Origin of the sequence: Paenibacillus sp. TC-CSREp1 (genome assembly GCF_050171015.1) — a bacterium.
Classification (GTDB): Bacteria; Bacillota; Bacilli; order Paenibacillales; family Paenibacillaceae; genus Paenibacillus; species Paenibacillus silvae.
Genome location: NZ_JBNOKM010000005.1, coordinates 261,294 through 285,909 on the forward strand (window position 1 = coordinate 261,294; position 24,616 = coordinate 285,909).

General features: G+C 44.8%; 24 protein-coding genes. 21 read left to right on the forward strand and 3 right to left on the reverse strand.

The window, feature by feature from the left end; genetic code table 11:
- Window positions 1-134: 134 nt before the first annotated feature.
- Together ACQSGY_RS09715 and ACQSGY_RS09720 are read right to left on the reverse strand one after the other, a co-directional pair.
- A complete protein-coding gene (locus ACQSGY_RS09715; RefSeq protein WP_427051705.1) occupies window positions 135-800 on the reverse strand; it encodes a hypothetical protein in 666 nt (221 codons plus the stop codon).
- A gap of 74 nt (window positions 801-874) precedes the next feature.
- A complete protein-coding gene (locus ACQSGY_RS09720) occupies window positions 875-1,396 on the reverse strand; it encodes a hypothetical protein (RefSeq protein WP_145402629.1) in 522 nt (173 codons plus the stop codon).
- Window positions 1,397-1,623: 227 nt separating this feature from the next.
- On the opposite strand from ACQSGY_RS09720, the gene ACQSGY_RS09725 reads away from it, so the two are divergent.
- The 17 genes from ACQSGY_RS09725 to ACQSGY_RS09805 all read left to right on the forward strand — a co-directional run bounded on the left by ACQSGY_RS09725 (window position 1,624) and on the right by ACQSGY_RS09805 (window position 19,421).
- A complete protein-coding gene (locus ACQSGY_RS09725) occupies window positions 1,624-2,301 on the forward strand; it encodes an SOS response-associated peptidase (protein ID WP_216513603.1) in 678 nt (225 codons plus the stop codon).
- A 288-nt stretch (window positions 2,302-2,589) separates the two neighbouring features.
- Window positions 2,590-3,720 carry an NADH-dependent flavin oxidoreductase gene (locus ACQSGY_RS09730; RefSeq protein ID WP_427051707.1) on the forward strand — a complete coding sequence of 377 codons (1,131 nt, stop codon included), beginning with the start codon at window positions 2,590-2,592 and terminating at the stop codon, window positions 3,718-3,720.
- A gap of 353 nt (window positions 3,721-4,073) precedes the next feature.
- Window positions 4,074-4,550 (forward strand): GNAT family N-acetyltransferase, encoded by a 477-nt coding sequence (locus tag ACQSGY_RS09735; protein WP_427051709.1) that lies wholly within the window; start codon window positions 4,074-4,076, stop codon window positions 4,548-4,550.
- Between the two features lie 254 nt (window positions 4,551-4,804).
- Window positions 4,805-6,013 (forward strand): UDP-4-amino-4,6-dideoxy-N-acetyl-beta-L-altrosamine transaminase, encoded by a 1,209-nt coding sequence (gene pseC, locus ACQSGY_RS09740; RefSeq protein ID WP_427051711.1) that lies wholly within the window; start codon window positions 4,805-4,807, stop codon window positions 6,011-6,013.
- Window positions 6,014-6,053: 40 nt separating this feature from the next.
- Complete coding sequence (locus ACQSGY_RS09745; protein WP_216513605.1) at window positions 6,054-7,418, forward strand: MATE family efflux transporter; 1,365 nt, start codon at window positions 6,054-6,056, stop codon at window positions 7,416-7,418.
- Window positions 7,415-8,386: an NAD-dependent epimerase/dehydratase family protein gene (locus ACQSGY_RS09750; RefSeq protein WP_216513606.1), complete on the forward strand. Its 972-nt coding sequence runs from the start codon at window positions 7,415-7,417 to the stop codon at window positions 8,384-8,386. Before ACQSGY_RS09745 ends, ACQSGY_RS09750 begins: the two co-directional genes overlap by 4 nt.
- A complete protein-coding gene (locus ACQSGY_RS09755; protein WP_427051714.1) occupies window positions 8,383-9,309 on the forward strand; it encodes a sugar phosphate isomerase/epimerase family protein in 927 nt (308 codons plus the stop codon). The genes ACQSGY_RS09750 and ACQSGY_RS09755 overlap by 4 nt, the downstream gene beginning before the upstream one ends.
- Window positions 9,306-10,481 (forward strand): M20 family metallopeptidase, encoded by a 1,176-nt coding sequence (locus ACQSGY_RS09760; RefSeq protein WP_427051716.1) that lies wholly within the window; start codon window positions 9,306-9,308, stop codon window positions 10,479-10,481. Before ACQSGY_RS09755 ends, ACQSGY_RS09760 begins: the two co-directional genes overlap by 4 nt.
- Before the next feature lie 16 nt (window positions 10,482-10,497).
- On the forward strand, window positions 10,498-11,745 hold the full coding sequence (locus tag ACQSGY_RS09765) for a DegT/DnrJ/EryC1/StrS family aminotransferase (RefSeq protein ID WP_427051718.1): 1,248 nt from the start codon (window positions 10,498-10,500) through the stop codon (window positions 11,743-11,745).
- Window positions 11,720-12,592 carry a peptidoglycan bridge formation glycyltransferase FemA/FemB family protein gene (locus ACQSGY_RS09770; protein ID WP_427051720.1) on the forward strand — a complete coding sequence of 291 codons (873 nt, stop codon included), beginning with the start codon at window positions 11,720-11,722 and terminating at the stop codon, window positions 12,590-12,592. The genes ACQSGY_RS09765 and ACQSGY_RS09770 overlap by 26 nt, the downstream gene beginning before the upstream one ends.
- Window positions 12,589-13,914, forward strand: a complete 1,326-nt coding sequence (locus ACQSGY_RS09775) for a DUF6271 family protein (RefSeq protein ID WP_427051722.1) — start codon at window positions 12,589-12,591, stop codon at window positions 13,912-13,914. The genes ACQSGY_RS09770 and ACQSGY_RS09775 overlap by 4 nt, the downstream gene beginning before the upstream one ends.
- 56 nt (window positions 13,915-13,970) lie before the next feature.
- Window positions 13,971-15,344 carry a nucleotide sugar dehydrogenase gene (locus ACQSGY_RS09780; RefSeq protein ID WP_427051723.1) on the forward strand — a complete coding sequence of 458 codons (1,374 nt, stop codon included), beginning with the start codon at window positions 13,971-13,973 and terminating at the stop codon, window positions 15,342-15,344.
- A gap of 26 nt (window positions 15,345-15,370) precedes the next feature.
- A complete protein-coding gene (locus ACQSGY_RS09785) occupies window positions 15,371-16,399 on the forward strand; it encodes a glycosyltransferase family 2 protein (RefSeq protein WP_427051724.1) in 1,029 nt (342 codons plus the stop codon).
- Window positions 16,400-16,448: 49 nt separating this feature from the next.
- Window positions 16,449-17,321 carry a UTP--glucose-1-phosphate uridylyltransferase GalU gene (gene galU / locus ACQSGY_RS09790; RefSeq protein ID WP_427051725.1) on the forward strand — a complete coding sequence of 291 codons (873 nt, stop codon included), beginning with the start codon at window positions 16,449-16,451 and terminating at the stop codon, window positions 17,319-17,321.
- 154 nt (window positions 17,322-17,475) lie between these two features.
- Window positions 17,476-18,243 (forward strand): DeoR/GlpR family DNA-binding transcription regulator, encoded by a 768-nt coding sequence (locus ACQSGY_RS09795; protein ID WP_427051726.1) that lies wholly within the window; start codon window positions 17,476-17,478, stop codon window positions 18,241-18,243.
- Between the two features lie 64 nt (window positions 18,244-18,307).
- Window positions 18,308-18,766, forward strand: coding sequence for an OsmC family protein (locus tag ACQSGY_RS09800; RefSeq protein ID WP_184186727.1), 459 nt, complete (start codon window positions 18,308-18,310; stop codon window positions 18,764-18,766).
- A 58-nt stretch (window positions 18,767-18,824) separates the two neighbouring features.
- Window positions 18,825-19,421, forward strand: coding sequence for a DUF2062 domain-containing protein (locus tag ACQSGY_RS09805; RefSeq protein ID WP_427051727.1), 597 nt, complete (start codon window positions 18,825-18,827; stop codon window positions 19,419-19,421).
- Here ACQSGY_RS09805 and ACQSGY_RS09810 read toward each other — a convergent pair.
- Window positions 19,399-20,328, reverse strand: coding sequence for an AEC family transporter (locus ACQSGY_RS09810; protein ID WP_427051728.1), 930 nt, complete (start codon window positions 20,326-20,328; stop codon window positions 19,399-19,401). The two genes, ACQSGY_RS09805 and ACQSGY_RS09810, sit on opposite strands and share 23 nt — an antisense overlap.
- 222 nt (window positions 20,329-20,550) lie before the next feature.
- Between ACQSGY_RS09810 and ACQSGY_RS09815 the strand changes: the two genes are divergently transcribed.
- From ACQSGY_RS09815 to ACQSGY_RS09830, 4 genes are all read left to right on the forward strand, one after another.
- Complete coding sequence (locus ACQSGY_RS09815; protein ID WP_289373545.1) at window positions 20,551-21,633, forward strand: lactonase family protein; 1,083 nt, start codon at window positions 20,551-20,553, stop codon at window positions 21,631-21,633.
- 405 nt (window positions 21,634-22,038) lie between these two features.
- Complete coding sequence (gene hxlA / locus ACQSGY_RS09820) at window positions 22,039-22,671, forward strand: 3-hexulose-6-phosphate synthase (protein ID WP_111269405.1); 633 nt, start codon at window positions 22,039-22,041, stop codon at window positions 22,669-22,671.
- Window positions 22,672-22,675: 4 nt separating this feature from the next.
- A complete protein-coding gene (gene hxlB / locus ACQSGY_RS09825) occupies window positions 22,676-23,239 on the forward strand; it encodes a 6-phospho-3-hexuloisomerase (RefSeq protein WP_427051729.1) in 564 nt (187 codons plus the stop codon).
- A 295-nt stretch (window positions 23,240-23,534) separates the two neighbouring features.
- Window positions 23,535-23,894 carry a winged helix-turn-helix transcriptional regulator gene (locus tag ACQSGY_RS09830; RefSeq protein ID WP_145403742.1) on the forward strand — a complete coding sequence of 120 codons (360 nt, stop codon included), beginning with the start codon at window positions 23,535-23,537 and terminating at the stop codon, window positions 23,892-23,894.
- The last annotated feature ends 722 nt before the right edge of the window (window positions 23,895-24,616 follow it).

The following is a 24,616-nucleotide window of genomic DNA, read 5'->3' on the forward strand; positions in this document are numbered from 1 at the left end:
AGATTAATTCCAAGGCAATGTCTTTGATTGATGGACCACAAAACGTGCTGCCCGGATGACCGAGCGCACGTTTTGTGTTTTATGTAGAACCAAAGGATGCAAGCAGTATGTCGAGAAGCTGGCCCGAAAAATGATTATGGATTGGATTGTTCGTCTTTGATCTGCTGCAGTTCACTCAGGCTCAGGGTCAGATCGTTCTCGGGATTTGCACTGATTATCACGTCGGAGGCACTCTGCTCACTTGGCTGGTTTGACTTCGAAGCAGGTTTAATGACATAGAGACTTTGAACGGTATTCAGCAGGCTGGCAGGTGTGTCCTCATACGTTTCAAGGAAAAGCACATAGTCTTTGGTCGGCATCAGCTTGACGCTGTCATCATTTACAATTTCGGTGTTTCCCAGCTGACCGCCGAGCTGCTTGACCTCGATCTGATCCCCGGCTGAGTAATGTCCTTTATAGGAGTCAGTTACCTGAACCGTATAGATTGTATAGATTTTGTCAAAAGAAACCTGTTCGTTCACTGCGCTTTCAGCAGCATTGATATCATTGAGTGAAGACGAGTTTGCCTGAGCCATGTCGTTCAGTGCCTGAACACGAGTCTGAATCACATTGCCCTTCACAATCGTGTCGGCTCGCTCAGACAAGGCATCCACACTGCCATAGCTGGGATAATCCTCGGATGCGATGATCGTTACGGGAGCATTGGTGGTTGAAGCGGCTGGAGTCATGGAAGAGCAGCCGACAGCAGATAAAATGAAGATGGATGATACAAGCAGCGTAAGTGCTCTATTCTTTTTCATGGAACGGAATCCTCCTTGGATATAAGGTGTTGGACCTGCGAATTCATTTCATGCGACTCATGGGGCTTCAGTGATTAATAACGGGATCTGACATTGTTGATATCAAAGGCTTGCGGCTGGGTCATGGAATTCCGGTTACGCGAGTAAGACATGATGGAAGGGCTGTTCGTTGTGGGGTTGTCACCCAGCCAGATGGAATGACCGAGTTCATGTACAAACACACTTTGGATGAAATTGGACAGGTTGGAGGCGTCAGCAGTGATGGTAGAGGCGTTCAGCTCAACGCGGAAGCTCACGATCTGGCTGCCGGAGACGGAGGCGTAGTTGACACCATAAGCGGTATTGTTGAAGTTGCCAGCGGTAATCGTGTTGGATGAGTTACTGGTTTTGACAAATTGCACCTTGGCTCCGGCATTGTTCCAGTTGGAAATGGAAGTATCCATTGGGACTTGCCATGCTGAAGCATAGTTGTAGGTACGGATCGGGATGGTGGAGCTGGGATAGCCGTAACTCAGAAACGTGGCTGCAAAGACGGTGCTTCCAAACATCGCGAGGGCAGAGAATAACATGATGCTCATCAACAACTTCCTTTTCATACTAAAAACCTCCAATAAATGTATATTTTCTCTATTATCGTAACAAGGAAATGTGTGAATGGAATGAGTCCCAAGTCGTTGTTTTTGTCGGGGGAAAAAGGAAAAATCGTGAGCCGCTTGGGAAGGCTTGTCACAACAAGTCGCTTTCTGTCTGGTGGATTACATGCATAAATTCCTTCTTTTTACAAACAATAGACTCAACCTGACAGGAAAAAGGAGTGTAGGATATGTGTGAACGCTTTTCACTTGCGGCCGATCTCGACGAGGTGCGGGACCATTTTAAAATCGAACGTGTAATGTATTACTACAAAAACCGCTATAACATCAGCCCGACGCAGCATACGCCAATTATTCTGCATCAGGACGGAGAGCGCGTGCTGGATGAATTCCGCTGGGGATTTATCCCCTTTTGGGGACGGGATGCGGTCAATGCAAACCTGATGACGGTGCATGAGAACCCGGCGTATTACAAGCTGGTTGAAACGAAACGCTGTGTGATTCCGTGCAATGGACTGTATTACTGGCGTCAGGAGGGCAAAAAGCGTTATGCGGTGCGTGTGGTGATGCCGGATCGGGGGCTGTTTGGCATTGCTGGCCTGTATGAAATCTGGAAAGATACACGCAAACAGCCGCTGCGTACCTGCACGATGCTCATGGCTGGCGCGAACCTGGTGACTCGTGAGTTTGGCAATAAAATGCCGGCAATTCTGTCAGAGGATGAAATCAATACCTGGCTGGACCCTGCCAATACACGGGTGACACAGCTGCTTCCGCTGCTCAAGACGTACAATCGTACCGACATGAACCTGTACCCGGTCACACCTATGGTAGCCAACGACGAGCATGATTGCTATGAGTGCGTGGAAGAGTTGGAGCAAAAGCTGGCGTATGTCCGAAGCTTCTGAAGCAAGCAGTACTGTGCGATAGGCAGCCTGTACGATGCAGCTTGTGGAGTGTTTCTGATACTAAAAGCGGGTTTAAACAGCAGGATGTGAAGAACGGGTTTAAACATCAGGATGGGGAGTCCGAGGACACTCTGTCCTTTTCTTTGTTGTGCTTTGATCGGGCGCCTGAGTGGTGCTCATGAAGGAAAAGTTGCAATTGACTTAAAACGTAACTATAATCATTACAGTAACATGATGTATATATCCATATATCTATTTAAAGAGATATTAATCAGGAGGGAAACACGAATGAATCCAAAGTATTCGAAAATGTTTGAATCTGTTTCACTGCCTAGCGGCATTACACTGAAAAACCGGATCGTGCTTGCTCCTATGACTCATATGTCCTCTAATCCAGATGGTACGGTATCGGATGCGGAGCTGGCGTATTATGCACGCCGTACAGGCGGAGCAGGGATGTCGGTTACAGCGGTAACGCATGTGACACCGAACGGCATCGGTTTTCCGGCGCAATTCGGCTCTTATGACGACAGCTTTATCCCGGGATTGAAACGTCTGGCTGAAACCATCAAACAACAAGGCTCTGTAGCAGTGCTGCAAATGTTCCACGCTGGTCGACTGACTCCGGAACAGGCTGTCCCTGCTGGACAAGTGGTTGCACCGAGCGCGGTTGCAAGTGAACGTCCAGGCTCACCCGAGCCAAGAGAAATGACGGATGAAGAGATTACCTCGGTCATTCGTGATTTCGGTGAAGCGACTCGCCGTGCGATTGAAGCGGGCTTTGACGGAGTCGAGATTCATGGTGCCAACGGTTATCTGATCCAGCAATTTTTCTCTCCACACTCCAATCGCCGTGAAGATCGCTGGGGTGGCAGTGTAGAGAAACGTTTGGCGTTCCCGCTCGCTGTGGTGGAAGAGGTGCAGCGTGTCGTTGCCGAGCATACCAAGCTTCCATTCATAGTAGGGTACCGCTTCTCGCCAGAAGAGCCTGAAACACCAGGTTTGACGATGGAAGACACATATGCGCTGGTCGATGCATTAAAAGAAAAAAATCTCGACTACCTGCATGTTTCCTTGAATGAGTTCTGGTCGAAGCCAAGACGCGGCGAAGCGGATACTCGCGCCAGAATTGAATACATTCTGGACCGGGTTGGTGGTAAAGTGCCGGTCATTGGTGTCGGCGCAATCCACACGGCTGACGAGGCAGCAGAAGCGCTGGAGACAGGCGTGCCACTGCTGGCGATCGGACGTGAGCTTATTATCGAGCCGGACTGGGTGGAGAAGATTGAAAGTGGACGGGAAGAGGACATCGAGACGGTGCTGACCAAATCGGATCAGGAGCGTCTGGTCATTCCGGACGGCTTGTGGAATGCCATTATTCACACACCGGGCTGGTTCCCTATGGCTGACGATAAATAAAAAATACTCTCTTCCCGTTTGAAGAAGGAGAGCAGTGGTTGCCAATCAGAAACGGTATGAGTGATGAAACTCATGCCGTTTTTGATTTAACACTATCAGTGACTCCGTAGTGATCCCCATCTGATGTAATCCAACCATTACATCGGACTGTATTTTCTAAAAAATCATTTTATTTAATGTTGAAGTTATTTATTGTGAATAGAGTGAATATATGTAGATATCAAAAAACAATGATGTATTCAAGGTGCAAATGATCGGAATGAAAAATGTACATGTAATCATACCCTTAATTTGTTATTATATTACATAAAAAGAGATGTAACTAACATAATTTACACCAAGGGGGATTAGATTTGAATAAACGAATATATCCAATCGAGGATCGATTGGAAAAAAGAAAAATGATGCCATTGCTGCTGCTTGCTGATGAATCAGAGGAGAAAGTCATGGAATATTTAGAGGAAGGGGATGTATTGTGCCTTTCTAATGATTCTGATGATACTTTGGGTGTGATCGTGACGGTGAGGCTTAACAGTGAATCGATTGAAATAAAGAATATTGCCGTTTCTCCCGACCATCAGGGTCAAGGGTTCGGCAAATTGTTGATAAACAAAGCCATATCTCTACATAAAGAGCATGGAATGAGACATTTTGTGGTAGGAACAGCCAATTCCAGTATCAACAATCTCGCATTTTATCAGAAACTGGGGTTTCGAATATGTGATATAAAAAAAGATTTTTTCCTGGATTACCCTGAAGAGATCTGGGAGAACGGCATTAGGGCCGTGGATATGATTGTGATGGAAAAGCATGAAGTTGATTCGAAATAGCGAAGGGCCTGATCAAGATGTAATGTCTTGTTTCAGGCCTTTTTATTTCTTTTATTGTAAATATTTACAATAAACGCACGCGGTGTTACAATGAAAAAAAATGTTATATATTTTAATAAAAACCATATATATTCAATTATCAAGTCGAATTTTGCTAGATAGAAGAATATATATGGTTTTTCCAGCACTATTGAAAAAACGTTTTCGACAATATTGAAAATGCTCATTACCTAACTGGAAAAGAGGAGATTGGCATGCTGAATATGCAAAAAGAACAGTTGGCTATGTACGGGGCCAAACCTGTAAGAGAAAGAATGCTTCCGTATGGAAAACAATGGGTGGACGAGACAGACATTGAAAGTGTGGTCAACGTTTTAAGAAGTGACTTTCTTTCCTCAGGTCCTGAAATACCAAAATTCGAAGAAGCACTGGCTCGCGAGGCAGGTACTCGGTATGCTGTGGCATTCTCCAGTGGTACTGCTGCGCTGCATGCTGCGTGTTTTGCTGCTGGCGTCGAGACCGAGAGTGAAGTGATTACTTCGCCTCTGACTTTTGCAGCAAGCAGCAACTGCATATTATATGCAGGCGGAAAGCCGGTTTTTGCCGATATTGATCCCCTTACCTTCAACATCGATTCTCAGGAGGTTTATAAGAAAATCACCCCGAATACGAAGGCGCTGATCATTGTTGATTTTGCCGGACAGCCTGCTCAATATAACGAGCTTTATGACATGGCTTCCAATCACGGGCTTGTCACCATTCGTGATGCTGCCCACTCGATCGGTTCAATCTATAAAGAGCGACGACCCGGGATGTCAACCGACATGACCATTTTCAGTTTTCATCCTGTAAAGCATATTACTACAGGAGAAGGCGGAGCCGTTGTAACGGATCGGGAGGACTTCTATCATCAATTGTTAATGTTTAGAAATCATGGAATTACACGTGATGAACGGATGCTGGAACAGCAAAATTCTCCAAAATGGTATTACGAAATGCAATTCCTTGGTTATAACTATCGGATTACTGATATACAAGCTGCACTGGGCTTAAGCCAGTTAAATAGGCTGGAGCAATTTGTGAAAAGACGGCGAGAGTTAGCGGTTCTATACAATAAGGCCTTCGAGCAGATGCCAGGATTAGCCTTCCAGCAACAAGCTGAAGAAGTATTATCAAGCTGGCATTTATATCCTTTGCGATGGAAAAAAGATTTTTTCTCCGTAAGCCGCGATACCATTTTTCAAGCTTTGCTCGCAGAGAATATCGGGGTCAATCTTCACTATATTCCGGTTTATTTACATCCCTATTATCAGTCACTGGGCTATCAACGAGGCATTTGTCCCAATGCAGAAGCCGTATATGAAGAGCTGATTACAATTCCACTATTTCCTCTGATGACGGATCGCGATCTGCAGGATGTCGTGGATGCGGTTGTCAAGGTATATAACTACTTTTTGAAGTAATGCATACATGCTTGGGCGTAACTCAAAGGAGGATGTTGTATTGCAGCCAAAGCAGCTCAACTTATTTCGTTTAACCTGGCCTATTTTCATGGACGCTTTTTTTCATATCGTGTTAGGTAACGTTGACACAGTAATGCTCTCACATTATTCAGGACAAGCTGTCGCTGCTGTAGGCATATCATCACAAATATTTGGCATGTTTATTATTGTTCTGGAATTTATGGCCATGGGGTCTGGCATACTGATTGCGCAAATGCTTGGAGCAAGTCAGCGTGATCGAGCCGCTAATATTGCACAATCCTCCATCTATTTAAACGGACTTATTGGTCTGGTTCTTATTTTTGTGCTTTTTTTCTCTGCACCTTTTTTGTTTGGCCTCTTCAATCTTTCAGCTGAAGCTTACGAGTTTGGTGTTCTTTACACGCAAATTGTTAGCGTTTCTCTTCTTTTTGAGGCCATTCTGATTTGTTTGAGTACCACTATGAGAAACTATGGTTTTGCCAAAGAGCCGATGTTTGTTGTTGTTGGAATGAATGTTGTTAATGTACTAGGGAACTGCATTGCGTTGTTCGGATTTCTGGGTTTTCCCGAGACGGGTCTTACAGGTGTGGCAGTCAGCTCGTGTGTCAGTCGTTTGCTGGCAATGATTTGTATGGTCTATCTATACAAGCGCAAGCTCAAATTAAAATTAAGATTGAAAGGGCGCCACTTTATTCAGGATTGGAAATCTATTGTAAAGGTAGGCATCCCGACAGCAGGGGAGAGCTTTTCCTACCAGTCCTCCCAAATCCTGATTACGTATTTTGTCACTTTTTTCGGAGTAATCGCGATTACAACCAAGGTCATTACTTACAATATTATGCTTCTGATTATGATATTCTCCTATTCTATGGGGCAAGCAACACAAATTTTGATAGGTCATCTCGTTGGGGCAAGGGAACATCAAAAAGCGCATGACCAAGCCATTTTTAGCCTGAAAGTTTCATCTTTGATCTCATTGATCATTGCACTTGTGTGTTACTTCTTATCTGAAACTGTGCTAGGGCTGTTTACATCGGACAGAGATATTATTGAAACGGGCAAAACACTTCTTGCGCTGTCTATCTTATTGGAGCCTGGCCGAGCGTTTAATCTTGTTCTGAGTAGCTCGTTGAAGGCATCTGGGGATATTCGATTTCCAACGCTATTGGGTTTAATCAGCATGTGGGGATTATGTGTACCCGCTGCATTTATTTTGGGAAACGTACTTGGATACGGATTAATGGGAGTATGGGTTGCTTTTATTCTCGATGAATGGTTAAGAGGTTTAATTTTTTATTTCAGATGGAAGAGGATGGGTTGGGTTACAAAAGGACTGGTTAAAAGCGAAATACGGTCATCCAATGAAAAGGAGATGAGTATATGAGAAGAAGGAAATACTTGCTCTTGGGTGGAGGCGGATTCATAGGTTCAGCTATTGCAGAGGAACTTGCACCATTTCACGAGGTCACTATTGCTGATGCCGTCCCATTTAAGCAAACCGTTGCTTATTTAAGAGGGATAACCCAAGTTGATTATGTACAAGTCAATGCTGCGGATCGTTCCGGTGTATTGGATTTGGGTACAGATTACGATTATATTGTGCATGCAGTAGCTATTCTAGGCATTAACAAGGTGGCACAGGAATCCATTCTTACCATCAATACTAATTATCTTAGCTGCTTGTATTCGCTTGAACTTGCAAGTAGACAGAAACATCTCAAAAAATTCCTCACGTTCAGTACAAGTGAAGTGTATGGACAATACACTGTATCCGCCAAGGAGACCGACGAGTTTACCATTGGAATTCCGGAGACCGCACGGTGGTGTTATGCTGCAAGCAAAGTATTAAGCGAACATTTAACATATGCCTATCACAGGGAGGAGTCTATCCCGACGATTGTTATTCGGCCATTTAACGTCTATGGAGAATATCGATTTGGAAATAATGCAATATCCAGTTTGGTTCGCAAAGCGCTTAAAAACGAGGATTTATTGATCAGCGGCACAGGCGAGCAGACAAGAGTATGGTGTTATATTAACGACTTCGTTTCCGGGGTTATTCATGCTTTACATTCCGAATATGAGGGAGAGTCATTCAACCTGGGTAATCCGAACGAACAATGCAGCATCAAAGATTTGGCGCATCACATTGTGGAGCTGACGGAATCGAAGTCCAGAATTATAATCTCGCACTCGGATGAACCTGATGTGAAGCAGAGAACAGTCGATATTTCCAAGGCTCGAAGTTATCTTGCATATGAGCCATCTGTATCTTTACGCGAAGGTTTGAAAAAGTATATTGCTTGGGCGAAAAAGATGGAGAGCAATGAAAAAATGGGGATATCGCAATGACCGCAAATAATGTCTTCGGGCTCTCATTCTATGCTATATATGACAATCAGCTTCAATCCCGTTTTGCAGATGTATTCGGAAAAGTAGAGGCTACTATTTTCAATCGTGAAGATTTGATGGGGGCTGCTTGGGATTCAGTCTGGACAAATACCCGTCAGGCTGTTGAGTTATTTGGCGGCTGTAATACCAGCTTTCATTTTCCTGTGAACAATAGCAATATTGTGACGGACCCTTTCGTAAGATCACGTTTGATCGAAACCTTGAAGCGCTCAGAGGAGCTTGGTATTCCTAATGTGGTGATTCATGCCAATCAGTTATATCTGTTAGAAGAATGTAAACATCAAAATTGGACAGAGCTCAGGTCCAGATATCTCGATTGCTTGCAGGAGGTCATCTATCAGGCTGGAAGTAATGTATCTGTGAATTTAGAAAATTTACCACCTATCGGTAATTTGTATGATGATGCAGATCCTGTGTTTATATTTACTGAGGATTTCCAAGAGATAGATATACAGAACGTAGGTATCACATGGGATATTTGCCATTATTTTAACACAGTATACACCATGCATTATGCCAGTAATGATCCAGTATTTCGAGATATGCTTCCTAGTTATCAGCCGTGCGACTACATGGATTTCACCAGGATTATAAGCAAAATCAAACACTGGCACTTTTCTGCATTTGATCAAATGGCTAATCCATTGACCGAGACCATTTGCAGAGAAGGTGTTCTTCCTGTGGAAAGCTGCGTGGAAGAGAGCATGTACCAGAAGGCTCTGCGGTTAATCTACGAGGATGCTGTGAAAAGCAATAAAGCGATCATTTTTGAAATTGCAGAAAAAGACTATACACATCGCTACTATGTTCTTCAAATGCTGGAATGGGCACAAAAGGTAGTAAAGGAGCATTCTTTTTTATGATAACTACAGCTTCTGATCCAATCCATGAACGTATTCTTGATCTGGGTTCCAGACTCATTCGTTTGCATCCAACCTACACCAGACCTGCTTCTCAGAAACAAGCCCAGCTTCTGATTCAGAAGCAGCTGGAGCAAGAGGGATGGACAACTTATTTGGATGTGTTCACCGTATCTCAATTGGTCAGTAGAGACTTTATACGGCATCCTTGGGAGTATAACCGTTTCTACAAAGATGGATTCGAAATGACAAAGCACAATTTATATGCTGTTGCTGATTCGGGACACCCAGGCCCGACGTTAATCTTAAATGGCCATATTGATGTAGACATTCTGAACGGTAACCAAGAAACGGAATTACCCTGGAATGTTAATGGAAACATTGTAGATGGGAGGATGCTAGGCAGAGGAGCTACGGATATGCTGCTCGGGCTTAGCACTCTCGTTTATGCTTTAAGCTTGATTGGAGAACGATTTAATAAAGGAAAATTGATCCTCACTTCCGTCATCGATGAGGAAATTGGAGGCAACGGCTCTATTCGAGCCTGCGAGTGGCTTAAGAAAAATGGCTATTTCCCTAACGGGCGCGAACCGATGGAAGTCGTTATTGCTGAACCTACAAATACAACCATATGTACTTCTTCTCTTGGTTTTCTTCCCTTCAAAATTCAAATTTGCTCTAAAAACATACACATGAATGCACAAGAGCACAACCAGCTTGCAGATTTAAATGCACTATTCAATTCACTTCATTCCTTCAAAGAAGAGCACGAGGGACTGTATATGAATGTTGGTACGATATCGGGCGGGTCTGATCCCAGCCTGCCAATTCAGGATTTGATCCTTGAAGGCGTGATGGCTAGTGACAGCAGGTATACGATCCAAACGTTACAGAATAATCTCAGGCAGGCATTATCACCTTACACTGTGCACTATCCCAATTTGATTATTGAACCTATGAAAAACGATGGCTTGAAGTTTGGCCGTGGGGCGGAACAACATGAATTTCCTAGCGCGTGTGATGCTTCCGTATTCCATCATTTTGGATATCCGACCGTTATTTTTGGTCCGGGCCGGTTGGCTCAAGCTCATACCGAGGACGAATATATTGAGATAAGCGAAGTTGAACATTATGCACAGCAGCTAAGAGCGTATTTGATCGAATTTTTCAGATAAATTGGGAGGCACTGAAATGAATACCGACTTCACACCTCCGAACAACATCAAATATGTGTTATACCCTTCGGAATATCGATACGATTCATTGTGTTATAGCGGTATATCTAACTTGAAGGGAAACAGTAATGAAGTTTTCTCTGGTTTACGAGATCGAATCGCCACCGTATTTGATATTAGAAACCCATCACAGATTTATCTATTTGACAGTGCTTCTTCGGCTATTACTGCCTTGTTAACGATTTTAAAAAATGAACACAACATTGAGTGTGTATACATGCCCTCATACTCGTGTACAGAATTGGCTGATTCAGTCATCTCCGCCGGGCTTACGTTTAATGTCTATGACATTACAGACGATTTCAGGCCAGAGCTTGAATTCGTGCGTTCTTTGATTGGTGTGCAGCGGGCCGCATTCCTGATCCCGGCGTTGTTCGGTTCACGCTCAATACCATCGGAACTTATGGATGTGCTGCATCAATTGAAGATGCCCGTTATTTTTGACGAGGCACAGTCATTCCCAATGGCTCCGCAATATCGCGGGACAACACCTAGAGCTTTTTTTTCAGTCATCTCATTTGGAAAATCAAAGCCTCTATCCTCTATCGGGGGCGGTGCACTCATCGTTCATCAGCCTGAGATGAATACAATGTTTACAACATATTCAGAGGATGCATTACAGCATCAAGAATCCTGGTTCCCCTATCTTCGAGCTGTCACCCGCCGTCAATTAAGCAAGTACAGCTGGTGGCGCAAAGTAAACGGGCTCCAATATAGGTATGCTGATTTGGCAGCTCTGCACCGTGCACAGCAAATCCGCCAGCGCGAGCCGCGGGGCATCACACTTCTGCAAGCGCAAATGGCGCTCCGGCGCTTGCAGGTTTTTTTAAAACAGATGGAGCGCCAGAAGGTTCATGTACCAGGACTATTAGATGCTCTGGAGAGTACATTCGGCAAACAAACTTTGCGATTTGTTCTTGCCCGTGATCAGCAATGTCTGCTTCCGATTCGCATCCCCAATCACAAAAGGAAAAAAATTGGAGCGTACCTCGCACAAAAGGGGGTACAAACGACTTTCTATTATTATCCATTGCACAACATAGAGCGATACAAGGAGCGTTTTCAGCTTCACGATTGCTTCAATGCTGATCGTATTTTTAGTGAAATATTGCTGCTGCCGATCCACACGGATACACCTACGCGTCATATAAAAAAACTGGAAAGGTTCATTCGCCAATATGATGAATACTCAACAGATACTTAGTCCACGGACCCCTTTCATTGAACCAGGTTTTGCAGCACTTGTCGGACAATACCTGGATTTTGAGTATGTGCCCGTGGAAGTGTGCTGCAAGGGTCAAGTCTATGCCATATCTCTATATAAAAATACCAAAACCCAATCATACCAGATTGGAGCCGTAGGATATGGCGGGATTATTCCTTTTCCAGAAAGTCTTCCAGATTTCCTGGACATTATAGATATCATCTCAGAATCATACGGAATGATCTCTCAAATTACACTGCCGCCAATGGGAGAGCATATTTTGAGTTGGGATATGACCAGATCCGGCTTTGACCGGCAAGTTATGGACACCTATATTTTAGATTTTGCCGAATATCGAGAACAGAAGGATATGCTTTTCAAAGGCAGCGTACGGACTGATATCCGGTTTGCTGAGAAGGCTGGCGTATATGTTAGATTATATGATTCTGAACAAGAGCTTCAACAATTTTACGAGATTTACAAGTCAACGATGGAACGTGTACAAGCAAGTTATTTAACACCTTATGAACTTCTAAAGGAATTACTTCACTACTCGCATGAGGCCCGGCTTTATATCGCGTTAACGGAACAGAATCGCGTCATTGCGGGAAGTGTATTTCTTCAGAACGAAGATAATCTGTTTTATTGGATCAATGCTTCACATTCGGAATTCAGAAACTTACGAGGCAATTATCTGATTCTTAAACAGGCCATTGATGACGCATACGCCACAAAGTCTTATTTGAACTTCGGTTATTCTCACAACCCTAACATTGCTAAGTCGAAGCTTGGCTGGGGTTGTCATATTCAAAAATATATACGATTGACAAAGGAGCATGCCCAATGAAATCAGTCTATTTTATTCCCTCAAATCGCAATATTGAAAAATGTTTGACCAGCTATATGAAAGAGATTGATTTTGCCCAGAAGAAATATGGTATTCATATTCCGATCGTTGTTCCGGAAACAAATGATAAGGAATTCGTAGCTCAAAATGCACGAACCATCAATCTAATGCAAGAGAAGTATCCGAAAATCGAAATTTTACATTTAACCACCAAAATGCAGGAAGCTTATTTTGATATCTTGCTGGCCGGGGAGGATCCCGAGTTCAAAAAAGTGTTCCTGGCACAGCAAACAGACTATGGTAATTGCATGAACAAGCTGTTTTTGATGACCTGCTCACTTGGTGCAGATGCGCTGCATCGCAGAGATTCGGATACGAGGCTTATCTTTGACGAATTGAAAGCTGAGGAACTATATCCGATTGAGCTTGAATTGAATTATCTGGGTAAAAGAATTTCGGATTGCAGCAATATAACCATTAATACGGCGGACAAGTCTATTTTAAACCGGGAAATCTGGGTGGTAGGTGGCAACTATTATGGCGAGTGGAATCTGGATGTAAGAGATTTTGCCCGGGTTTCATTCGATCCGATCTATAGATTGTACGAACTGCTCGGTTTCCCCAAGGAGAGCGTCGTGGACATTTGCAATACGGCTTTTCAGCTGGATCAGCAATTTACACAGGAAGAGAAGCAGACACTTGTTACTTCAGTGAATGATGGATTGAATCCAGATTGCGGTAATGTGGCTGTATACAAGCTTCATGAGAAGCTGCCTAACTTGCCTGGGCGTAATACTGCTGCCGCAGATTATTTTGCTTTTGACACAGCAACGGCGCTGGGCATTCCGTCTATTCATCATACCAGAGAAGTATTTCACGAATACAAAAAGGATGAGTTCGAGTTGGAAAACAAAATAAAATACTGGGAGGGCGTTTCCAAATTTGCTGATTATTTTAACGCCTACATGAGTATTTATGACAGTGATTTAAATGAGACGTTTGGACCTGATCGTAAGGAAGTCATTACCAATGACATCGTACAAGCAATCAAGTCTTATGTTTCCGAATTTTCCAAGATTGGCGTGCATGAGCGTGTTGAACGTATAGACCGCATTGCGAATGAAGTGTTGATTCCTTTTGACGAGAAATATTCACAGGTCGGTGATTATATCATAGAACACTCGGAGCAGCTTGTAAGAGAAGCGAATCAAGAATACGAATTTCATGTGAAGCTCATTGAGAATTGGGATAGATTGATTCAGCGCGCTAAAGAGATCGATTTGCGAAAAGTAGCCGACTCTAACTCGGTGGCTAACACATAACCTGTGAAATCACAGTTGTACAAGTGAATGGATGATCTTATGAGAGGTGGGATGACATGAGTGTTGAGAATAAAATATTGAATCTTAAAGCAAATGTTGCGGTAATTGGACTGGGGTATGTCGGACTGCCTCTGGCACTGAATCTGGCCGAGGCAGGTTATACGGTAACAGGTATTGATTTGTCGGTGTCCAAAGTAAATCTGCTTAACAGAGGAGAATCTTACATTAGTGATATTTCCAATGAAGCTCTGAGGAAGGTCAATCATACCGGAAGATTCATGGCAAGCAGTGAATTTTCTTTGATCCAATATGCTGACGTTATCATAGCTTGTGTTCCAACTCCCTTGAATGATTATACGGACCCGGATTTATCTTCTATTTATGCTGTAGTTGACTATTTACAAACCTATATGAAAAAAGGCAGTTTAGTCATTTTGGAGAGCACAACCTATCCAGGCTGCACAGAAGAGATTATCCAGGCACGTCTAGAAGCAACAGGATTACAAGTCGGCAAAGATTTCTACTTGTGCTTTTCCCCTGAACGGATTGACCCAAGCAACCGGGATTTTACGTTGAATAATACACCTAAAATTGTTGGCGGAGTTACTCTGAAGTGCTCTAATATGGCTTCTGAATTATATAAAAAAATATGTAAAGATGTCATTACGGTCTCTTCACCCAAAGTAGCTGAATTCACAAAATTGCTGGAAAATACGTTTCGGAGTGTAAATATTGCTTTTATCAACGAAATCGCAATGATGAGTGAAAAAATGGGAATCGATGTGTGGGAGGTCATCCAGGCCGCTTCCACCAAACCGTTTGGTTTTATGCCGTTTTATCCTGGACCCGGGATCGGAGGGCACTGCATACCGCTCGATCCCATGTACTTGTCATGGAAAGCGAAGTACTATAAATTTTTTAGCAGGTTTATTGAGTTATCAAACAGCATTAATAGTGGTATGCCTGATTATGTTGTGAGCAAACTACATCAACTGCTTAATCAAAAGTCACTTCATATCAACAAGAGCAAAATTTTGGTTTTGGGTGTCGCATACAAACCGGAAGTCAATGACGACAGGGAGTCTCCTGCTTTGGAATTGATCAAGTTATTAATAGACGAGGGTGCTCATGTCGATTTTTACGATCCTTATGTAGAATATATCGAGCTTGAAAATGGTCGTACCTTGTTTTCAGTCGATTACGATGTTAACGCGTTTAAACAGTATGAATGCTGCATTTTAATGACGGCGCACAAGGCTTTCCGTTATGAAGAATTGAAAAATTTGCACGTGCCTATTTTTGATACGCGGAATGCATTTTCTTCCTTTGATGACAGTCATATTTATAAGCTTGGAGCCGGTTTGCTCCATGCTGCGAAGGATCAGGAGCAAGAGGAAATGCTTCAAAAAATAACTGTTGCCCAAGGCTAACATAAATGTGAAAAAGGGTGAGCATTGTGAGTCGAGCGAGTGTCATTATGCCAACATATAATAAAGCAGAGTATTTAAAGTTAACGCTGGCTTCTTTTGCAAGTCAATCGGTTCAGGATTTTGAAATCATCATTATTGATGACGGCAGCACCGATGATACAAAACAGGTTATTGATAACTATAAAAACATGTTAAATATTCAATATGTTTTTCAACAAAATAAGGGACGATCCAGAGCAAGAAACACAGGTCTGCAGTTAGCTGAAGGGGATATTATCATCTTTAATGATGATGATCGCATTGTGCCACCGGATTATATTGCAACCCACATCGACAAGCTTATGGAACAGGACGAAAGAACAATCGTTATTGGCTGGAAAAAAAATATGCTATCTATTCTCAAGGAGAAATTACACTTCAGTGCACAGGATATGCTGATGCTTGTTCGCCAGAATCCTGAATTTGCAGCTATGGTAACGGATGTGGGAGCAGGAGTGTCTGTTCCTTTAATTACAGAAGAAGATTTGAATCCGTATAACAGCGAGCTGATTGAGCAATATGCAACAATGGACGGTTATGATAGTTTTCCGAAGATTTTCGCCGAATATGGGGAAGATCTGAAAGATTTTCAACTCAAATGGGTTTTGGGTACAACCGCTAACATGTCGCTGCGTCGTTCTTTTCTTGAAGAGATTGGCAGGTTTGATGAGCAATACAAAGGCTGGGGAATGGAAGACACAGATTTGTCTTATCGCCTGTATAAAGCTGGTGGCATCTTTCGCTTCTGTTCAGATCTGGTTAATTTTCATCAGTTTCATCCAAGAGGAAACTCATTTCAGGAAGAGAAGGATTTTAGGAGGAATTCCTTATATTTTTGTGAAAAGCACAAGAGTTTGGAGGCGTATTTGTTTTACCGCTGGACACATGAGGAAATCGAATTAAAGACAGCTAACAATATACTCCAACTAGCCAATCATGATGAATCTGTTGCAGAAGAGCTGACAAATCTTTATGCGAAAGGGTTTACTTCCGGCAGGGAAGTTGTATGGCAATAAACAGCTAATCCTCTTGTGAGCAAATACACTAGAAAGGGGTGGTTCCACTATGATAAGAAAAGCTATTATTCCTGCAGCAGGTCTAGGTACACGTTTTCTTCCAGCCACAAAGGCCCAACCGAAGGAGATGCTTCCCATTGTAGATAAACCGACAATTCAATATATCGTGGAGGAAGCAATAGCCTCAGGGATCGAGGACATCATGATTGTAACCGGTAGAAATAAACGGGCTATAGAGGATCACTTTGATCGCTCTGTTGAGCTGGAGCTCGCTCTTCAAAAGAAAGCAGAGCTGCTTGAAATAGTTCAGGAAATTTCCAAAATGGCAGATATTCATTATATACGTCAGAAGGAACCTCTCGGATTAGGACATGCCGTTTTGTGTGCCAGGAAGTTCGTTGGAAACGAGCCTTTTGCTGTACTGTTAGGGGACGATATTATTGATAGTGAAGTTCCATGTTTGAAGCAATTGATTCGGGTATATGAACAGGAACACAAATCTGTGGTAGGTGTACAACAAGTTGACTGGAATGAAACTCATAAATATGGAATTATCGAGCCGGGAGCTCAAAAATCAAATCAGAGTGAGGTGCTGGATTTAATTGAAAAACCTAAGGTCCAAGCGCCTTCTAATATTGCAATAATGGGACGTTATATACTAGATCCACAAGTATTCACTTATTTGGAACATACTTTACCTGGAGCTAATGGCGAAATCCAATTGACCGATGCATTGCGCGGAATCGCTCATAATCAAGGGTTAATTGCTCTGCAGTTCCAAGGCCGCAGATACGATGTAGGTGACAAATTTGGTTTTCTTCAAGCAACTGTGGACTTTGCGTTAAAAAATAAAGATTTGCAAGGAAGGTTCAGGGAATATCTCATCGAGCTTAGTCGAGAATTTTCAAGTATATCATCATAACAATTATTATTCTCTTTTGGGTTGACCTGAATGTCACATATGTGGCTACAGGTCAACCCATTTCTGTATATGCGTGAAATTCTCCTTATAACGTCTCTGTGTTATGATGGAGGACAGGATGCAGTGGAACATTAACGGTTTGGAGTGAAGAAATATGCTCGTTGCAGAACGATATGAGAAAATTGTGGAATGGGTAGACGCGCAGGGAAGCATGCGTGTAACCGAGCTTAGTGAACGCTGCGGCGTAACGGAAGAGACGATTCGCCGTGATCTGGACAAGCTGGAGCAGGCGGGAAGGCTCAGGCGCTCACATGGCGGGGCGGTAAGTGTGAAGTACAAGGATGAGCTTCAGTCCGAGATTCCATATCCAGAACGTGCAGTTGCGCATGCTGATGAGAAACGCCGGATCGCAGAGGAAGCGGTGAAACTGGTGGAGCCCGGAGACCGAATTGCACTGGATGCCAGCACAACGGCATGGTATATGGCTGCGGGACTGCCGAACATTCCGCTAACCGTACTGACCAACTCGATCAAGGTTGCGGCCGAGCTGAGCACGAAGGAGCAGATTCGTGTCATTGCCACAGGCGGGCAGCTTGCATCGAAATCGCTGTCTTTTGTCGGGCCGCTCGCCGAACGTTCGTTGGATGCATATCACGTAGATAAAGTGTTTTTGTCCTGCAAAGGTGTGCATCTGAGCAAAGGCATCAGCGAGTCAAATGAACTACAGGCTCTGGTGAAGCAGAAGATGATTCATATTGCAGATGAAGTAATTCTGCTGGCAGACTCGAGCAAGTTTAACATTCAGGCGTTCACCCGGGTGGCGGCGATGGAAAGTGTGCATAAGGTGATTACGGATCAAGGCGTGCTGAAAGAGCATGTTGATGCACTGAACGAGCTTCATATTACGTGTATACGTGTGTAGCCTGAATGCTTTTGAAAAATGACAACAAATATGCGGAAGCTAAATATAGAAGGGACCGATTAGAATGAAACATCCGTTTCACTTGAAAGCCGTATGGAATGGCGGGCGTAACAGTGAGGGTACGATTGATGCAGGGGGGTTGAAAACAGTCATTTCCATCCCGCAGGAGATGGGAGGACCAGGTACTGGAACCAATCCAGACGAAATGCTGCTGGGTGCAGCGTCAACCTGTTATCTGATTACTTTGGCTGCAATGCTGGAGCGTTCAGGCATTACCCCCGATGAGCTGACGCTGGAGTCGGAGGCGACGGTGGATGTAACAGATAACGTATTTACGTATGAACGAATTGTTCATCGGCCGCGGATTGTGCTGCCGCTGGAAGCATCCGAGTCCGATCAGAGCAAGGCAGAGCGTCTGGCGCACAAAGCGGAAGCCTCCTGTATGATATCCCGCGCTGTGGCTGGTAATGTGGCGATGGAAACGCGGCCTGTGATTGTAACCACTGGTGCTGACGCAGTGTGATATAATGGGGGATAGGCGACAATATTCGTCATTTGTGCAAAATAAGGAGAAATTCAGGATGAAAAACCGGAAGCGCAAATCTAATCGACTGGCACGTTTGACTCGTGCGATGAAACTGAATTTTCTCAAGCTTTTACGTGCTCCGGGTGGTGCTCACAAGGTATCTACCGGATTTGCCATAGGTTTCGGTCTTGAACTGATTGTGATCTCGACCGCATCCCTGATTTATCTTGTGTTTTATCCGATTGTGCGTTTGTCTGGAGGTTCCATGCCAGCGGCTATTGTAGGCAATGTCGTGGGTAAGCTGACGTTTCTGCCCATTGTACTGATGCCGCTTGCGAAGCAGATTGGTTCATGGATTTTGCCGGCTCACAGTATGGGGCAGGGTCCTGTGCATGAGAGTGCATGGCTGGAATTGTTTCGTGGAAACTGGTCAGCAGTAAGTGAACTGCTGCTGGGCGGGCTGGATATTTTAACGGGTATGAGTGTGTTTGGTCTGATTCTGGGCTTCATTTCGTACTTTGTCGTTAAATTTTTCTATGTCAGAGCGCTGCATCGGCGGCACGAACGCCGGGTGGAGAAGCGCCGCCAAGCAGCGAACGCCTCTGGTGCCGCCACAGCGCCTGTGCTGATCAGGAAAACATCACAATCATAATGGGCAGGATGAGCATGGATGCAGCGGTTGTCCACAGAATGCAGCGAGAGACAAACTGAGGGGATGCCCCGAACTGTTCAGCCAAAATAACCGCGTTCACTGCCGTTGGCATAGACGCCAGAATAAGCAGCACCGGGAACAAGGTTCCCTCGACGTGCAGTGCTTTGAGAATAAGCCAGGACAGGAGCGGTGCTGCCGCCAGCCGCACGACGAGTCCGGCCCAGAACGCCCGGCGAACGTTGTTCTGCCAAGGCTCGCGATCTCCTTTGGAACGCAGCATCTGCGCGCCCAGAATGGCAAGCACGATCGGTGCATAACCTGTGGCAACCATGGACACGCCGCCATCCAGTGCCTCCGGTAAGCTGATGCTGAAGGTTCTCAGCAAGATAGCAACCACAGCTGCATATATGGTAGGCATGCGGAACACGGACCCGATAGCCTTTTTGACGGTGAATTCCGATCTTGCGGCGAAGAAGATACCTACGGTATTTACGATAATCATCTGTCCAATGACATATACCGAAGCCTTGTCCAGTCCAAGCTGACCGAAGGCAAGCAGCACGAGCGGGAGCCCGTAATTGACACAGTTCGTAAATGTAGAGACGAGGGTAAGGCCTGCTTTTTCCGGTGCACCCAGACCAAAAATCCGGCTCAGCAGCTCGGCAAGGGCCCAGAGGGCAATCAGATTCAGAACCGAGAACCAGAAGGTGCTGGTGACATCCGTCCATGTGATCTCTGCATGCAGCAAGGTATGGAAAATGAGCGCAGGACTCAAAATATAGAGTGAAAATGTCGATAGCGGCCGCGTATCCCAGGCTTTGAAACGTTTTAACAGCATTCCGCCAATGACAGGCAGGGATATGGGGAGAAATACATGGTAGAGCGTCATTACAAATGAGGTAAACAATCTGTTCAGTCCTTTCTGGATGAAAAACCTATCTTATCATATCAGGAATTGCATTTCAGTTGAATGCTTGACTGTTGAACCGTACGAGAATACCATTGTTCGGCGCTGAAAATGGTTGGCTGAGGGCAGGGAGCACCGCGCCTCGGATTGCTATTTTGATATGACAGATTTATTATAGAAGAGGTGCAGCAAGACTACATACACATAGAGGAGGAAACTGTAATGAGTGAATCAAAACGTTTGCTTGTATTAGTGGGCTCTTATGCCGAAGCGGAAAATGAGGGCATTTACGCATATGAATTAAATGAGGACACAGGCAGTCTGGCGAAGCTGGATGGCATTGCAGGTGTGAAGAACCCGACGTTTGTTAACGTGAACGCAGAAGCGAACAAGCTGTATGCGATTGGTGAAACGGCATCTGCCGAAGGCAATAAAATGTCAGAAGCGGTGGCGCTGAGCGTTGATCCTTCGACAGGCAAGCTGACTCTGCTGAATCGCAACGATTCCATCTCTGCTCCGCCTTGCCATATCCAACGTGATCCTTCCGGTAAATATTTGATCCTGTCCAGCTATCACGGCGGACTGGTAGGTCTTCAGGCGCTGACGGACAACGGCGAGGTTGGTGCGCTTCTGGACGAGAAAAAACATGAAGGCCATGGGGCACATCCTGAACGTCAGGACAAGCCGCATGTGCACTCCGCATTTTTCAGCCCGGACGGCAAATATATGATGGTACAGGATTTGGGCGCAGATAAAATTGCGATCTATTCCATCAATGCAGCGAATAATGAGCTGGTGCTGCACAGTGAAACGAAGACACATCCAGGCGCGGGACCACGTCACTTGGCGTTCCACCCGAACGGACAGTTTGCGTATGTGATCAATGAAGTGGATTCGTCTATCACATCCTACAAGTATGATGCGGCGGCGGGCACGTTGACAGAGATCTCTAACATTTCCACCCTGCCTGACGGTTATGATGGCGCCGAGAACACAACAGCCGAGATCACTGTTTCCAATGATGGTCGCTTTGTGTATGGTTCCAACCGTGGACATGACAGCATCGTGGTGTTCGCTGTAGATGCAGACAAAGGCCATCTGAGCCTGGTGGAGCATGTTTCCGCAGAAGGACAGCACCCGCGTCATTTCGCTTTGACACCAAACGGTAAAATGCTGATCGCAGCCAACCGTGATACGAACAACATGGTTACGTTCACCGTGGATCAAGAGAGCGGTCGTCTGAAGTACACTGGTCACAGCACAGGTGTATCCAAGCCGGTATGTGTAAAACCTGTTTATCTGTAATTTGAAACAGGTTTAAATTCAATAAAATGAATCTCTATACATTAGGCTTGTACAGGTATAGAGATGCAATGTGAACCCCGCTTGAACATAGGCGGGGTTTTCTTTTTTCTAAAGGTTATCCGACTTGAGGTGATCAACAAGAAGATTACTGGATATTGTTCATATGTGATTTGCAAGTCATCGTAAGAGACATAAAAGATTCATAAGTAGGTCGGATGTAGTTTCGATGAAGCGCTTGGTTTAATCCTAAAGAATCATATGAATTTCATTTTAGTTCATATAACAAGGTGTTAATTTCATTAGTTTCGTGCACGTAACTACATCACTTCAAAGTGCGTACTTCCTGAAAGGACCGCTAGGCTCTACAATTTAGTTATACTTGAACAACAAAGGAGAACAAAAATAATGAAATTGCAGCTCGCACTTGATTTGGTTAACATCCCTGATGGAATCGCACTGGTTAAAGAGGTTGAATCCTATATTGATATCGTCGAGATCGGCACACCGATTATTATTAACGAAGGGCTGCACGCTGTTAAGGCGATGAAAGAGGCCTATCCTAATCTGCAGGTGCTGGCGGACCTGAAAATTATGGACGCTGGTGGTTATGAGATTATGAAGGCAGCGGAGGCGGGTGCAGACCTCATCACGGTTCTTGGCGCAAGCAACGACATGACGATTAAAGGTGCAGTAGAGGAAGCGAAGAAACAAAACAAGGAAGTTCTCGTTGACATGATCAACGTTCCTAACCTGGAACAACGTGCACGTGAAGTTGACGCTCTGGGCGTAGACTACATCTGCGTTCATACGGGATATGACCTGCAAGCGGTTGGACAAAGCCCGTTCGAAGACCTGCAAACGATCAAAGGTGCGGTTAAAAACGCAAAAACCGCAGTTGCTGGCGGTATCAAGCTGGACACATTGCCGGAAGTAATCAAAGCACAGCCTGATCTTGTTATTGTTGGCGGTGGTATTACTGGACAAGCGGATAAGGCAGCAGTGGCCTCTGAAATGCAGCGTCTTGTAAAACAAGGGTAAGCTCATGAGCAGCAGACAATACGCCGAAGTGATCCTCAAGGAATTGGGACGCACGTTAAGTCAGCTTGATGATACGGAAATGCAGACGTTGGCGGAGCAGCTGCTGGCGGCGAAGCGGATTTTTGTAGCCGGTGCAGGCCGTTCGGGTCTGATGGGCAAGGCATTTGCGATGCGATTGATGCAGATGGGACTTGAGGTGTATGTGGTGGGTGAGACGGTGACGCCAGGCATCAGTTCAGCGGATTTCCTGCTGTTATGCTCCGGTTCCGGGGAGACGGGCAGTCTGGCCGCTATGGCCCAGAAAGCGAGTGGAGCGGGTGCATCCGTAGGTTTAATCACAATTAAGCCCGAGTCTACAATTGCCCGGCTGGCGCAGACGGTTGTTGTTGTTCCAGCTTCGGCTAAAGAGGATACAGCAGCAGCCGGAGGAGATGTGACGATGCAGCCGATGGGCTCTTTGTTTGAACAAAGTCTGCTGATCGGTATGGATGCCCTGATTCTCACCATCATGGAGATGAAAGGCATGACAGGTGCGGACATGTTCAGCAAACATGCCAATCTGGAATAGCTTTTGGAAAGAAACCCCTGACTGAGATGAGGCTATAAAAATAAGAAGCAGGTCGTGATCTTTGCTGATGCAAAGGTTGCGGCCTTTTCTGGTGAGAAGGGGGGGCCTCGCTTTTCATTACGAAGCTGCTATAGTACAATAAATGATTAGACATGGAGTAATAAAGATGAAGTAATAAAGATGCTGTACAGCGGGCGTGCGGAAAGCAGGCTTGGAATTCAGCAAGGTTTAAATCTGAATTATTTCAGAATTACTATAGAGGTATCCGTTTAAGAGAATAAAGGGGGCTTGGATGATGGCATCTGAGGTCAAGGAACGTATTAATCTGAAAGAAATCAACTGTGAGAAGGAACTGACGCTGGCGGTGATTGGCGGCAAGTGGAAGCTCATTATTTTGTGGCATCTGGGTCTTGAAGGCACGAAGCGATTCAGTGAGCTGAAACGTCTGATTCCCCATATTACACAGAAGATGCTGACCAATCAGTTGCGTGAGCTGGAGGAGGACAAGCTGGTGGAGCGCAAGGTGTATGCCGAGGTTCCGCCGCGAGTGGAATATTCCCTGACGGATCATGGGGAGAGTCTGATGCCCGTACTGCACGCCATGTATAACTGGGGCAAAAACTATGGAGAGAATGTTATCTGGAAAGACCTTTAAGGAAGGGGTTCAACCCAATGTCATAAAGGGATTTAACTCTGTGTAATGAAGGGACTTAACTCCGTGTAATGAGAGGATTTAGCTCCGTGTGATGAAGGGGCTTAACCCGGCGTCATTAAAAGCTTTAATTAAATGTCACGACAAGAATTAACCAAACGTCAGGGAACTGGACACGTCCAGCGCTTGGCGTTTTTTTATCTTTTAGCCGAATTTATTGAAAAGAAACACTGGATCAGAACCTGACACAGAGTTGGTCCATAATCGTCAAAGGTCCTTTCATAATCTCGTCCATAAATTGCTGCACGTTATTGCCATACGTTGCTGACCTCGCTAACGATTCCAGGAAACGTTATTTACACGATTTAGACCCTCCTGAAATTCTAACGATTTCACGAGACGCTATTTTGCCAAAATGACGCCATTCCCGCCACTTTTGCACGGTTTCCAGCGAAATAGCGTTCCTACGAATCGTTACATTTTCAAACGACCCAATTTGCACGGAATAAGGCTTCTGGGGATCGTTAGCGGCCTGAGCGAATCACACCACCTGATATCGGCGTGCTTGAGATGGCTCAATCCACTTGGCTGCTCTGATGCTCAGCCGTGCGGCCAAGCCTACATGCTTTTTGCCAAACTGGCCGACAACCAACGAACATGAAATGCTGTCAGTTAGTTCGATTGAACGCAGCGGAAGCAAGCCAACTAATCCAGCACGATCTTCT

Bases quoted from the DNA above. Each gene is read 5' to 3' on its own strand.
- ACQSGY_RS09815 (WP_289373545.1), top strand. From the start codon at position 20,551: ATGAGTGAATCAAAACGTTTGCTTGTATTAGTGGGCTCTTATGCCGAA.
- ACQSGY_RS09760 (WP_427051716.1), top strand. From the start codon at position 9,306: ATGATAACTACAGCTTCTGATCCAATCCATGAACGTATTCTTGATCTG.
- ACQSGY_RS09765 (WP_427051718.1), top strand. From the start codon at position 10,498: ATGAATACCGACTTCACACCTCCGAACAACATCAAATATGTGTTATAC.
- ACQSGY_RS09750 (WP_216513606.1), top strand. From the start codon at position 7,415: ATGAGAAGAAGGAAATACTTGCTCTTGGGTGGAGGCGGATTCATAGGT.
- ACQSGY_RS09830 (WP_145403742.1), top strand. From the start codon at position 23,535: ATGGCATCTGAGGTCAAGGAACGTATTAATCTGAAAGAAATCAACTGT.
- ACQSGY_RS09780 (WP_427051723.1), top strand. From the start codon at position 13,971: ATGAGTGTTGAGAATAAAATATTGAATCTTAAAGCAAATGTTGCGGTA.
- ACQSGY_RS09805 (WP_427051727.1), top strand. From the start codon at position 18,825: ATGAAAAACCGGAAGCGCAAATCTAATCGACTGGCACGTTTGACTCGT.
- galU (WP_427051725.1), top strand. From the start codon at position 16,449: ATGATAAGAAAAGCTATTATTCCTGCAGCAGGTCTAGGTACACGTTTT.
- ACQSGY_RS09775 (WP_427051722.1), top strand. From the start codon at position 12,589: ATGAAATCAGTCTATTTTATTCCCTCAAATCGCAATATTGAAAAATGT.
- ACQSGY_RS09715 (WP_427051705.1), bottom strand. From the start codon at position 800: ATGAAAAAGAATAGAGCACTTACGCTGCTTGTATCATCCATCTTCATT.
- ACQSGY_RS09720 (WP_145402629.1), bottom strand. From the start codon at position 1,396: ATGAAAAGGAAGTTGTTGATGAGCATCATGTTATTCTCTGCCCTCGCG.
- ACQSGY_RS09770 (WP_427051720.1), top strand. From the start codon at position 11,720: ATGATGAATACTCAACAGATACTTAGTCCACGGACCCCTTTCATTGAA.
- ACQSGY_RS09730 (WP_427051707.1), top strand. From the start codon at position 2,590: ATGAATCCAAAGTATTCGAAAATGTTTGAATCTGTTTCACTGCCTAGC.
- pseC (WP_427051711.1), top strand. From the start codon at position 4,805: ATGCTGAATATGCAAAAAGAACAGTTGGCTATGTACGGGGCCAAACCT.
- ACQSGY_RS09800 (WP_184186727.1), top strand. From the start codon at position 18,308: ATGAAACATCCGTTTCACTTGAAAGCCGTATGGAATGGCGGGCGTAAC.
- hxlA (WP_111269405.1), top strand. From the start codon at position 22,039: ATGAAATTGCAGCTCGCACTTGATTTGGTTAACATCCCTGATGGAATC.
- ACQSGY_RS09755 (WP_427051714.1), top strand. From the start codon at position 8,383: ATGACCGCAAATAATGTCTTCGGGCTCTCATTCTATGCTATATATGAC.
- ACQSGY_RS09795 (WP_427051726.1), top strand. From the start codon at position 17,476: ATGCTCGTTGCAGAACGATATGAGAAAATTGTGGAATGGGTAGACGCG.
- hxlB (WP_427051729.1), top strand. From the start codon at position 22,676: ATGAGCAGCAGACAATACGCCGAAGTGATCCTCAAGGAATTGGGACGC.
- ACQSGY_RS09725 (WP_216513603.1), top strand. From the start codon at position 1,624: ATGTGTGAACGCTTTTCACTTGCGGCCGATCTCGACGAGGTGCGGGAC.